The 10667-nt window shown below is 65.1% G+C and carries 11 protein-coding genes; 4 read left to right on the top strand and 7 right to left on the bottom strand.

Annotated elements, in window-relative coordinates:
- Positions 1–509 (top strand): hypothetical protein (locus tag DB31_RS49845; protein WP_044199040.1); only part of this gene is annotated, 509 nt, incomplete at its 5' end.
- Between the two features lie 332 nt (positions 510–841).
- On the opposite strand, the gene DB31_RS42210 is transcribed toward DB31_RS49845, so the two are convergent.
- From DB31_RS42210 to DB31_RS42185, 6 genes are all read right to left on the bottom strand, one after another.
- Positions 842–1240 (bottom strand): RidA family protein, encoded by a 399-nt coding sequence (locus tag DB31_RS42210; RefSeq protein ID WP_044199037.1) that lies wholly within the window; start codon positions 1238–1240, stop codon positions 842–844.
- A gap of 334 nt (positions 1241–1574) precedes the next feature.
- Positions 1575–2597, bottom strand: a complete 1023-nt coding sequence (locus tag DB31_RS42205; protein WP_157232446.1) for a chymotrypsin family serine protease — start codon at positions 2595–2597, stop codon at positions 1575–1577.
- A 12-nt stretch (positions 2598–2609) separates the two neighbouring features.
- Positions 2610–3599: a hypothetical protein gene (locus DB31_RS42200; protein WP_044199035.1), complete on the bottom strand. Its 990-nt coding sequence runs from the start codon at positions 3597–3599 to the stop codon at positions 2610–2612.
- Positions 3599–5257 carry a hypothetical protein gene (locus tag DB31_RS42195; protein ID WP_157232444.1) on the bottom strand — a complete coding sequence of 553 codons (1659 nt, stop codon included), beginning with the start codon at positions 5255–5257 and terminating at the stop codon, positions 3599–3601. The genes DB31_RS42200 and DB31_RS42195 overlap by 1 nt, the downstream gene beginning before the upstream one ends.
- A gap of 697 nt (positions 5258–5954) precedes the next feature.
- Positions 5955–6209, bottom strand: coding sequence for a hypothetical protein (locus tag DB31_RS42190; RefSeq protein WP_044199031.1), 255 nt, complete (start codon positions 6207–6209; stop codon positions 5955–5957).
- Positions 6206–6388: a hypothetical protein gene (locus DB31_RS42185; RefSeq protein WP_052420683.1), complete on the bottom strand. Its 183-nt coding sequence runs from the start codon at positions 6386–6388 to the stop codon at positions 6206–6208. Before DB31_RS42185 ends, DB31_RS42190 begins: the two co-directional genes overlap by 4 nt.
- Positions 6389–6838: 450 nt before the next feature.
- On the opposite strand from DB31_RS42185, the gene DB31_RS42180 reads away from it, so the two are divergent.
- Positions 6839–8302 (top strand): S8 family peptidase, encoded by a 1464-nt coding sequence (locus tag DB31_RS42180; RefSeq protein ID WP_083969213.1) that lies wholly within the window; start codon positions 6839–6841, stop codon positions 8300–8302.
- Positions 8303–8540: 238 nt separating this feature from the next.
- Here the strand turns inward: DB31_RS42180 and DB31_RS49410 are convergent, their stop codons facing one another.
- Positions 8541–8684: an excalibur calcium-binding domain-containing protein gene (locus DB31_RS49410; RefSeq protein ID WP_169787169.1), complete on the bottom strand. Its 144-nt coding sequence runs from the start codon at positions 8682–8684 to the stop codon at positions 8541–8543.
- A 102-nt stretch (positions 8685–8786) separates the two neighbouring features.
- On the opposite strand from DB31_RS49410, the gene DB31_RS42175 reads away from it, so the two are divergent.
- Positions 8787–9710 carry a DUF6310 domain-containing protein gene (locus DB31_RS42175; protein WP_044199083.1) on the top strand — a complete coding sequence of 308 codons (924 nt, stop codon included), beginning with the start codon at positions 8787–8789 and terminating at the stop codon, positions 9708–9710.
- A gap of 1 nt (position 9711) precedes the next feature.
- The gene (locus DB31_RS42170) at positions 9712–10476 is read left to right on the top strand and encodes a DUF5953 family protein (protein ID WP_044199029.1); all 765 of its coding nucleotides are present in this window, start codon (positions 9712–9714) and stop codon (positions 10474–10476) included.
- Positions 10477–10667: the final 191 nt, after the last annotated feature.

Here is a 10667-nt window from a genome sequence, read left to right as displayed (position 1 = left end):
ACCTGGCGGACCTGTCCCTGCCGACGCTGAAGGTGTACGGGACGGTGGCGGAGAACTTCAGCGAGCCAGTGGCGCGGCGCTTCGGCGTCACATGCCTGTCGGTGCTGCTGACGTACGCGGAGGCGGCCGGGCTGGAGCTGAACCACGAGGACCCGGGCCCCACGCCCATCGAGGTGCCGGACGAGAACGGGAATGTCACCGAGCAGCCGTTCGGCGCATGCAGCGTGGACCAAATGCGCCGGGCGCTGCAGCGCAAGCGCCGGCCCACCTCCAGCAAGCCGCTGCCCCCGGAGAAGGTGGCGCTGGCCGAGCAGTACTCCGAAGCGGTGGCGCAGCGCTTCCCCAAGGGCAAGGGCACGCTGGTGAAGCTCGCGCTTCGCAACCAGAAGGGCAGGGCGGTGGTGGACATCAAGGGCATCCCCCTGGAGCAACTGCTGCTGCTGGCCGAGGCGCTCACCGCCCAGCTGCCCGGCGTGAGCGACGAAGCGAAGTCGCCGTCACCGTCCTGACGTCCCCTTCGTGAGTCACGGCCCTGCGTTCCTGAAGCCTGGACGCGGGGCTTTGATTCCACCTCGGCATATCGCAACGCGCCCCGCCGTTGTCCTGACACTCCACTCAGTGGGCAGGTTCACGGTCATCGGGGCGGCTCCTGCCTCGCCGCTGCCTCAGGCGGCTCACTTGCCTCTTCCGGCTGACGTTCTCGGTGAAGGAGACTCGCCGTCCATCGACCGCCAGGCCAAGAAGCTTGCTCGCGGCGTGCAATCGAAGAGGAGACGTGCGACGTCACGTCGCCGAAAGATCAAGGAAGCGGGCATTCTCGACCTTCGGGATTCCAGCGGCCTCACTCGGCCGCAGGAATGCGGGCGATGACCTTGATCTCGAAGTCAAAGCCGGCAAGCCAGTTCACGCCAACCGCAGTCCAGTTTGGGTAGGGCGGCTCGCCGATTTCCTCGCCGCGTACGGCCATGATCGTTTCGAACTGAGCCTCCGGGTCGGTGTGGAAGGTGGTGACGTCGATCACGTCGTCGAAGGTGCATCCCGCTGCCGACAGGACCGCGCGCAGGTTGGCGAAGGCTCGCCGGACCTGATCCGCGAAAACCGGCTCAGGCGAGCCGTCCTCACGGCTGCCGACCTGCCCGGATACGAAGAGAAGATCGCCGGAGCGGATGGCGGCAGAGTAGCGATGCGCTTCGTACAGCCCATGGCGGTTTGCCGGGAAGATCGCGTCACGCTTGGACATGTCGGGTACCTTTGGGATGGAGTAGACAGATCGCGGGGATGGGCGAAAGGAGTGGAGCGCCGGTCGATATCATGAATGGCCGTATTCCCACGCACCCTCTGTGCTGAGGTCCGCGTGCCCCGCGAGTATCCCTTCATCTATCAGGTGAGCCAAATATGGGGCCGGCGAGCCCCATCCCCCCCAATGCCCCGCTCCGCCACGAGCGAGGAAGAGGGGCGAGGGGAGTCGAGCATGCGAGGACTGGGAGCACCGTACAGCCCCTGTCGCTGTGCCCTTCGACGCTGCAGGGCAAACTTTCAACCCGCCTCCCGCCAGGCTTCGGCATCTGGGAGGACTACAGGGGCTTGAGCTTGAGGTTCTTCAGCACGGTCTCCAGCGGGTTGGCATACGTCAGGCCTTTGCCGTTACTTCCGCCGCGCTCGGAGCCCGTAAGCAGCAGCCCGATCCCCTCATCTTTGTCATTAAGCACGACGGCGCCGGAGTCACCCTCTTGGGAGAAGGGCGAATCGCTCTCCACCTCGAGCTGATCATCGAACGAGTAGATGACGCCCCCGAGCCGCACTTGGAGATTGTCACAGTTCACGACGGACACCTTGCCCCTGGTCTTCCCCGTGCTCCGGCCGAGCTTCCAGACATTCATGTTCTCCGCGAGCTCCCTCGCGGGGACTACGCGCTGCATGGGCTTTCCGTCATAGGTGGGGTCCAGGCGGACGCCGTTCTTGAGGAGTGCATAGGCCGCGTCCACCACGTTGCTACCTCCTCGCCCGCGCTCGAGGCTGACGAAACGTTCGAGCGATGCGACGACGTTCGCGGGCTCCCGGCCCCCGTCCAGCGCTCCAGGCTGCAGGATGTTGTCTCGCTTTGTCGCGAGCCCCGCCACGGCCAGGATGTGGCTGTTGGACAGGATTCCGTGCCTCCCGTTTTGGTCCTCGACCAGGGCGCCGATCGTGCCCGCTCCCACGATGGGATGGCCGATGGAATAGCCTGGCTTGATGGGACGGACTTCCTCGCAGTATGGGGGCATCCCCGCCGATGCATCCCTGCCCAAGGTGAGCAGTCCGATGGACCGGACGTCTGCTTCGTTCCGAGCAAGTCCCACGGCATAGCTGGTGAAGGAAGTGGAGGCCGGGCTCTGCACCTGGATCCGGAGCGCGAGGCGGTAGTCGTCGATTTCGGAACCCACCGCCACTCCAAGGGCCACGCCGTGGGGCACGAGGTGATAAGGGGCCAGGGCCTTGGTGCGTGAGTCCATCGTCGCGGACATCATCTCCATGAGCGGGGTGACTTCCCCCGCCGCAATCCTGTCCAACTCCGCGGACAGCTCCTCCTTCAAGGCACGTGCGCTAGCGAGTTCCATGGCCGAGGTACCTCACGGGGAATCAGCAAGGGTCTTGCCTCTGCGGAGCGCTCCGCTGGTGGCATCGATCCGCATCGACACGATGCCCTCGGGCACGGTGATGTACGCGGTGAAGGTGCCTTGCTCATCCGTGACGCCGTTCACGGGGAGGATCTCGGCCTCCGGCGTCGTCTCGATGCGCACGGGCACGCCGTCGGCGATACCTCCGGCGACGGTGGCGGTGACGGTGACCGCGAAGACAGAGCCCGGAGGCGGCAGCGTGCTTGGTTGGAATGTCAGGTCCAGCTCGAGCGACTCGAGATCGGGAAGCAGTTCGACGGGGAGCACATCGTTCGCGCGTCCCTCGAGGTCGGCTCGCATGATGGCGCGCTCGGCCATGGTGAAAAGCACGGCGCTGGCCCAGCTCTTCCTCGGGCCCTCCAGGACACCCTGATCATCGCAGGGGATCGTCCCGAGGTTGATCCGGCGGGCAGTCTGCCCATCATCCAGGGTGCCCCCCTCCACCGTGAGGTTCACCGCTCCGCGGGCTGCTGAGCTGACGATGCACAGAGGAACGGTCAGCTGCCCGCCTTTACGTGTCGGGTTCCCACGCACGAGCTCGACCTTCGGCTCGTCCATGTGGAGGTCGAACACCTGCTCCTCGCCCACGACGCTCACGCGGGCTTGGAAGTGACCGCCCGTCGGCCAAGCGAGCTCGGTGAGCCCTGCGTAGGCGCCGCAATTGCCCTCCTGCTTCAACGCGAAGGTCGAGGTGACCACCGCACCGGTATCCAGCGTTGGCGTGGTGATGTCCGCCCGCGCGTTGAGCGGCCCGCAGAGCTGGCCGTTCTCCGGCTTGGGGACGCTGACCTTGACCGTGAACTTCCCTCCCGGAACCCACGGTAGGGTCTGGAGCCCGTCGGAGGCACGGATGTTGACCTCCGGGGAGAGCGTTCGCCGCTCCTCGGGAACACAGCTCAAGGCCAAGAGGCCTGCGAGACACACCTTCATGAGTGCGCGCATTAGTTTTTCGCTCCCGCTCCAATGACAGACACCAGTGAATCGGCGGCCGTCCCAAGCACCGCGAGATCGAAGCTCAGTCCCGCGGACACGACGGGCACGACGGTCTGTGCTGTCCTGAAGCCCTCCGGAGCCTTTGCCGTGCCTGCCGCCCCTGGCATCGCGATGAGGTCGCCTGGAGAATAGTCCGTGGCAACGGTGACGAACCGCATGCCCCCGCCGAACGTGAAATAGAGCCCCCTGCGGAGACGAACGCCCGCGCGCACATTCAGCTGGGTCAATGCGCCGCCGCCAGAGCCAACGAGCAGCGTCGGGCCAGCCCCCACGAACCACGTGTCATCGCAGAACCGGGAGCCAAGGAGCAGAGAGCCCGTCACCAGGCGCCGGGCATCGAACGGGTAGCGCAGCTCGAAGAGGGTCTCGGGACCGGAGGCACCGCCAGTGGACTCGAACCGAGGGGCTCCCATGGCCCAGCCAGCGTCCGACTTCGCCAATGCACTGTTGAGCCCGAATTCGGCCAGGAGCGCCCAGGAGGCGCTCGGCCTGGGCTTCACCTCGGCGCGGGTGATGGTGCTGACGTCCTTGGGACACGTCTTTCCTTCGCAGAACAAGATGTCCACGGTGGCGTCAGGCATCTCAGCCAGGACGTACGCGTGGCTCGTCAAGGGTTCGAGCGGAGCGATGTTGGAGGGTGGCTTGGGCTTGAGATCCTTGCATGCTTCCGAGAATCCTTCGGCCTCGGTCCACTCCTTATCAGCCGCATAACCCTTCAGAGGAGGCCCGGCCGGAAGCGTCCGTAGAATGATCGCCGCAAAACCAGAAAGGATCTGGGCGATATCCCTCTTCTCGCCTGTGCGCTCCTTGGCCTCGACCGTGATGTCGGTGCCATGCGGCGCGCTCGAGATGACAAAAGAGACCGCACGCTCCGGCTTCTGATTCTTGACGGTGTGCTTTCCTCGCTTCCAGACAATGTGGTGCACCGTCGTGTCGGGCCCTCCAAAAGGAACCTGGATGACATTGAGCAAGACCTGCTCGGGAGCGTCAAACCACAGGAGCTTCGGAGCAATCTCCGCGCAGTAGGACTGGATCTCCTTGGGCGTAAACGTGCCCTCCGTCAGCGGTTTGAGCCTCAACCACGCGACTTGGAGTTCGAACTCTCTGCGCGCTGTTTCCGAGTCATCCGCTGGCGCCGTGCCATAGCGGCTCATCTGCTGCGTCAAGCTGTACAAGGCTGAGGCGACTTCTTGGGCACGCGCGCACCGAGCAAGAACTGGAGAGCCGAGGTAGCCGGGGCCACAGGACGCGCGCGCTTGTGCTTCCTTGAGCACGGCCGCGACATCGGTCGAGAGTTTCCTGGGAGGAGGCTGACTCACGTCCTGGCCGTAGTCCCGCATCTGTTCACGGAGCGGCTTCAGGTCGAGCGCGTCGTCCACTGCCTGTGCTTCGATCAAGGTGGTTCGCAGCAGGTTTTCCGACCGTACGGCCTCTGCCTGTTCGTCCCACCGCTGCTGTTCCAGCGGATTGCGCGCGTTCCCGCTCAGCTTGATGGTTAGCACGGTCTGCGGTGATTTATCGTCCGGCTTGAGCGGGAGCTGGTAGAGCGTTCCGGGTGTCACTTGGCCGCACAGCAATTGGCGCTCCCCCGTGGCCTCGACGCTCACGGTGAGGGGGGCCGGTCCATCAGCCTCGAATCGGATCAGCGGCTCTGGAGACGGTCCTACGTCGACGGTCCCATCCACGTTGACCGTCCATCGTGCCGCGCTGCCCGGCGGCTTTGCGAAGCGGCTCGCGTCACATTTCGGATCCACCGTGGCTCCCGCCAAGGTGGTCCAGGCCAGAACAACGATCGCCACGCCCATGGAGCCCTCTCAGTTATCTCTGGAGTAGTTACCTCTGGAGTATTGAGTTCACGACACTACCATCGGCGAAGAAATGCCAGCATTTTCTCCAGAACAAGCCAACGACCCGCTCCAGCGCCAGCGCACCGCGTGCCCCTGTAGTGGCATGGCCGCTCCAGACCCTGCCTGTCGTTGGCGTGAAGGTGCGTGTTGGCGTGCAGGGAGAAGCCGCGCAGTCGCTGCTGGCAACAACCTGCCCACCACGTAGGCCCTGCCGCCGTGCCCTCCGGCGCTGCAAGGCGAACACCGCGCGCAGGAAGAGGGTGAGGACGTCCAAGACGAGCCCCACGTCCTTGAGCAGCACCCACCGCACCCGCTGCGGAAAGGACAGCGTCCACTGCCGGTAGCGTGCGTCTCGCTCCACGTACCAGGGCAGGCCGCTGAGGGCAGTAACGAAGAAAGGCGGCTGGGGTTTCCCTCTCGGGCCCGAGCCGCCTTCCTCATGGGTGAAGCGCGAAGACTAGTAGGCGTTGTTCTGGCCGAAGTTCTTCATCGTCTTCTTGTTCAGTTGCTCGTTGGACTCAGCGCCGTCGTTGGCCACCTGCGCGTTACCAGCGAGAGCTGCGGCCGAGGCGCCGAACAGCTTGCGGATGTTGTCACCGAACAGCGTGATCACGCCGATGGAGGCGATCGCGATCAGGGCGACGATGATGATGTACTCGGTCATGCCTTGACCACGAGCCTTGCGCAGCGGCTTCTCCGAGACGGCCTTCATTGAAACTCCTGAGGGTTGAGAGGCGGAGGGGTAAAAGGTGAAGACTGGTAGGCGTTGTTCTCGCCGAAGGTCTTCATCGTCTTCTGGTTCAGGTTCTGGTTGGACTCAGCGCCGTCGTTGGTCACCTGCGAGTTACCAGCGAGCGCGGCCGCCGAGGCACCGAACAGCTTGCGGCACATAGGAAGGACAGGAGCCCTCTTGTGCGTAGCGGGCGGGAGCAGAGCGGGAGGTGAGGGATCAGGCCTTGTCCCTTCCACCGGGCGATGGAGGGAATCTCCTGGAGTGGGAACGGCGCAGGGGCATGAGCTGTCTCTCTGGGGATACGAGTTGAGTCAACAGAGAGATAGATCAGTGCTTGACGCTTGCCTGTACCACTTTAGTCGCAGGACGACGGAAACGATCTTCCTGACGGGGAGCCCATGAGCCGCACTCTGGGCTGGCGCAGAAGCCATTCATCTCCAGCAGACACACGCCAGCCCAGCCCAGTCGCGATGTAAGGGCGCCTAACAAAAGCCCCTCCCAAGGGGGATCACCCCTTTGGGTGAGTGCTCCAGTCCTGACTTTTGTAGTTGTAATAGCTGGGGAGTTGCGAATCCCCTTGAAGCCAGGAAAGGCTGGTAAACAACGTCATGCGTTTTTCCAAGATGGTGCTGGGATTGGGTCTGCTGTGCCTGGGCGCCTGTGGTCCCACTGAGCAGTTGGAGGGGGCGGTCAGTCAGGAGGAGCTCGGCACTTCGGAGGGCCTGCTGCGCGCGAGCGAGCCCGTGCGGGGGCAGTACATCATCACCTTCAATGAGAGCATGAAGAAGAACGTGGGCGCCCAGGCCCAGGCGCTGGCGGCCGCGCACGGCGGCGAGGTGCTGCACGTCTACGAGCATGCACTGCGTGGCTTCGCGGCGAGGCTGCCGGAGTCGGTCGCGCTGGCTCTGACCCGCAACCCGAATGTGGCGCGGGTGGAGGAGGATGCTGTCATGCGCGCCGACGCGTGGACGCAGAACACCGTGGCCTACGCCCCCATCGACTTCTGGGGGTTGGACCGCGTCGACCAGCCCTCGCTGCCGCTGAGCAACACGTTCACCTACACCCGCACAGGCCGTGGGGTGAATGTCTACGTCCTCGACACCGGCATCTACACTGCCCACCAGGATTTCAACTACGGCACCACTGTCGCGGGGGCGCGCGCCTTCGGGGCATACTCCGCGGTGGCTGACGGCAACGGCACGAATGACTGCCATGGCCATGGCACCCACGTGGCCGGCACCATCGGTGGCTACCTCGCTGGCGTGGCGAAGGATACGCGCCTGTACGCGGTGCGCGTGCTGGGCTGCAACGGCACGGGCATGGCCTCGGACTTCATCGCTGGGCTTGACTGGGTCCGGCTCAACGCCACCAAGCCGGCGGTCGCCAACATGAGCCTGGGCTTCTCCGGCCGGGTCGCCACGGTGGAGACCGCGTTGACCAACCTCATCAACTCGGGCGTCACCGCGGTGGTTGCAGCCGGCAACAGCAACGTGCTGGCCTGCAACGTCACTCCGGCGGCCGTACCCGCGGCCATCACCGTCGGGGCCACCGACAACACGGACACCCGGGCGGGCTTTTCCAACTACGGCTCCTGCGTGGACCTGTTCGCCCCGGGCGTGGGCATCTGGTCTGCGGCCAACACTGGGGCCGCGTCCTACCGCTTGGATCATGGCACCTCCATGGCCGCGCCGAACGTCGCGGGCCTTGCGGCCCAGTACCTGGAGGGCGCCCCCGCGGCCACTCCGGCCACGGTGGCGAGCTGGGTTGTGATGACCAACGCCACCCGCAACAAGGTCATCAACCCGGGCGTTGGCTCGCCCAACCGTCTGGCCTCCGTCTCCCCGGATGACCCCTGCGCCGCGACGGTCGGAACCGGCACGTACAAGGGGTACATCTGCGACTCCAACCTGAACTTCATTTCGACGCAGAACATCTCGTGCCAGTACGCCCGAGACAATTGCTTGCTCAACGCCAGCAACAACCCCAGCCGTAGCTTCTACTGCACGTGGAATGGCATCCCCGTCTACCGCAGGGAGGTGTCGGCTGGCGTCTGCAACGCCATTGCGCAGTAGCCTGACGGCGCGTCCCCCCCGGCAAGCAGAACCTGGACGCGCCCCCGCTCCCGGCACCGGCCCAGGAGGGGAGGAAGGCGAACACACGCGCCGGGGCGCCGCCCGTGGTTGACGCGGCCGTCCTCGCCGTGGGGCTTCGTGAAGACGTGCGAGCCCCACGGCGAACACGGAGGGAGCTACTTCGTGAGCGTCGAGGAGCGGTCGGCTCGTGGCAGGGGCTTGCCGGGGGCTTTCTGCCTCAGCGCATCCCCTGGAGGGCACGCTTCGGGGCTGCCGTGGCCGTCGGCCGGAGCACCTTGTACCGGTCGAAGGGGGCGGGGTTGGACTCGCACGCAATGCCGTCGTTGTCTCCGTCGAGGTTGTTGGGGGCTGTGGTACACACCCTCATCCACGAGAGCTGCCAGGAAAGAGGATGCTGGCCTACTCCCGAACGGCTCCGCCTTGACCCGCGCGGCCCCCACGCTGGATTGAGAAGGACGTGGCCATGCTCTCTCGCACCTGTATTGCCTCCCTGCTCCTGTTCCTGCTCTCGGCCTGCGCCACGACGGAGCCGAGTCCGGGAGAGCGAGTGGCCCCAAACCTCAGAGTCGCCAACCTTCAGCGGGCGGCGCAGTACCCCTGGATGGATGACGGACACTGCGTGGTGAGAGAAGCCTCCAACGAATGGCCTGTCCTGGCGGAGCGGTGTTATCCCGCCCTCGACCGCAACCGGGTCGAGTTTCGCGATCTTACCAGAAGATGCTCTGTCGCCTCCGCGGGTGCGGCTGCCGTGGGCGTGGGTCTCTGCGTCTTCGCGGCACCGGAGATCCTCATTGGAGCCGTGGTGGTGATGGGCGTCGTGGTGGTGGCGGTTGCCATTCAAGAAGAGTTGGAGGCGTACGAGAGAAGTGCGTCCCGTGAGCGTGGCAGGCCGACGACTCAGACACGGCCATCCCATGAGGAGGAACCCGAGGCGAACCGCGAGCCCACACCCAGTGGATTGGGGCGGGACTGGTTCCCGCCGGATCCGCCCATCTCCTCAGACCCGAGTCATCGCCGCCCCGAGTGCACGCCCAGGCGGGCTTTCCATCGTGGCGGCAATGACCCGCACAATGCATGCGCCGACAAAGTTCCGAATAACGGCTTCCCCGGCTGGGATGTGCTCGTCAACGGAAAGCACTTCGACGCGCTGCAACTGGCCACCCGCACGTTGTGGGAGGTCAAGACCGACAACTTCGATACGTACTCGCCCGACCTTCGAGAAATTGTGGTCGACAGCCAGGTAGAGAAGTTGCGGATTGAGCGTGGCCTCGCTCTGGCTTGCGGATTTCACTTCCGGGTCGGTGTGCGGAGCCTTGCGCACAAAGCCGCGCTGGAACTCGCGGATCCAGATCTCCGGGGCCTCATCGAAGTCATGGACTGGTGTTGAAATGCCTGCCACGCGTCCCAATGAAATCGCCCTGGCCGTCTACGCGCCTGGACTCGAGGGCAACGATGGCCGCCCTTCGGCTGTGGTTCATGGAATGGAGCGCGCGCTCCCTGGCTTGCGCCTGGAGTGGACGATTTCGAGCGAGGGGAAGCGCATCCCTGTGCCGCAGCGCGAGGCATTTCTCGCCCGAGGGAGGCCCAACGGGCGTGGCTTTCCGCTCCTTCGCAACGAGGATGATGGTTTTCGAGTCACGGTGACAGGCTGGGAGAAGCCGACGCAGCTCGCCCCGGGCGGTCAGGCCCAGTTTGAAGTCCATGCCGTGCTGCCACTTGCGGCCAAGGGCATCGCGGCGGCAGCGGAGGTGCTGGAGGCCGTCGCGGAGGGGGCTCGCGCGTGCTGGGGGCTCGCGACGCCCTTCAGCGCAGGGGTGGACATCGCACGCCAGACGAAGAGCCGGCCAGACGACCTGGAGCCCCCTCCTCGCGGATTGCCGGTGCTCAAGTCCCCGAGTGCCATGCGCTCGCCAGAGATTCCGCATCGGCTTGGGTGGCTGAACTATTGGTCTGCCGCTGCCGCACGAGCCATCGGGTTTCCAGACCCGGCGCGCGATGCCGAACTGCTCTCACGCTCGCGGCGCACGGCGTCGGGCGGGTGGGTGGTTCATCTCACTGAGGCACCGCTCGAACTCGACATCCCCGCACACCTCGACGCGTTGAAGCGAGCCTATGAGCGATTCCCGGAGATTGGTGGGCGCTCTGCCTCTTGAGCGAGGCCGGGGCGCTCCCAGCCGCGAGCAGCTTGCGCTCGCCCCCGAGTGTGTAGAGGGTCACTCCTCTGCCGCAGCCGGCATCGGCTCAAAGCCGAACTCGTATGTATGCAGTGTTCCATTCGTCGCGAGCGAGGAACCTAGCCCCCACGAATGCCTGGAGTCTGTGACGCTCGCCATGAAAGGCGAAG

It is taken from the genome of Hyalangium minutum, assembly GCF_000737315.1.
Taxonomy (GTDB): Bacteria; Myxococcota; Myxococcia; order Myxococcales; family Myxococcaceae; genus Hyalangium; species Hyalangium minutum.
Note: the sequence above shows the minus strand (reverse complement) of the source record. Positions and strands in the feature narration are given on the sequence as shown.

Coding starts and splice junctions, on each gene's coding strand:
- DB31_RS42210 (WP_044199037.1), bottom strand. CDS start 1,240: ATGTCCAAGCGTGACGCGATCTTCCCGGCAAACCGCCATGGGCTGTAC.
- DB31_RS42205 (WP_157232446.1), bottom strand. CDS start 2,597: ATGGAACTCGCTAGCGCACGTGCCTTGAAGGAGGAGCTGTCCGCGGAG.
- DB31_RS42200 (WP_044199035.1), bottom strand. CDS start 3,599: ATGCGCGCACTCATGAAGGTGTGTCTCGCAGGCCTCTTGGCCTTGAGC.
- DB31_RS42190 (WP_044199031.1), bottom strand. CDS start 6,209: ATGAAGGCCGTCTCGGAGAAGCCGCTGCGCAAGGCTCGTGGTCAAGGC.
- DB31_RS42185 (WP_052420683.1), bottom strand. CDS start 6,388: ATGTGCCGCAAGCTGTTCGGTGCCTCGGCGGCCGCGCTCGCTGGTAAC.
- DB31_RS42180 (WP_083969213.1), top strand. CDS start 6,839: ATGCGTTTTTCCAAGATGGTGCTGGGATTGGGTCTGCTGTGCCTGGGC.
- DB31_RS42175 (WP_044199083.1), top strand. CDS start 8,787: ATGCTCTCTCGCACCTGTATTGCCTCCCTGCTCCTGTTCCTGCTCTCG.
- DB31_RS42170 (WP_044199029.1), top strand. CDS start 9,712: ATGCCTGCCACGCGTCCCAATGAAATCGCCCTGGCCGTCTACGCGCCT.